Below are 268 nucleotides of genomic sequence, written 5' to 3'. Positions count from 1 at the left end.
GGACGAGTACTCCGTGCGCTTAAGCGTAGCGCCCCTGAAACCTCAGCGGCGCACGAGCATGGCAAGCGAACGATGCGCATCGAGTTCCCTGTCATAGCCTGTAAGCGGACCATCTACACGGCGTATCACACGCGGCGTGGCTACCGTCGTTGCCTCGGAGAGCACCGTCGAACTGGACATCGGTGTGGTGCCCGTCAAACAGTAGCCAACATCGCGCCGCGCGTTAGCGCAGGTGCGCACCTTGCCTGCGTCAATCAGCGTGGCGAGC

1 protein-coding gene is annotated in these 268 nt (G+C 62.7%); it reads right to left on the bottom strand.

Features of this window, described 5'->3' with window-relative positions; genetic code table 11:
• Positions 1-42 precede the first annotated feature (42 nt).
• Positions 43-268, bottom strand: a 226-nt coding sequence (locus SB753_RS37720) for a hypothetical protein (RefSeq protein ID WP_410805243.1), incomplete at its 5' end; no start/stop codon positions are given.

It is taken from the genome of Paraburkholderia sp. SIMBA_053, from assembly GCF_046534895.1.
GTDB lineage: Bacteria > Pseudomonadota > Gammaproteobacteria > Burkholderiales > Burkholderiaceae > Paraburkholderia > Paraburkholderia caledonica.
This window is presented reverse-complemented; position numbering and strand designations above follow the sequence as displayed.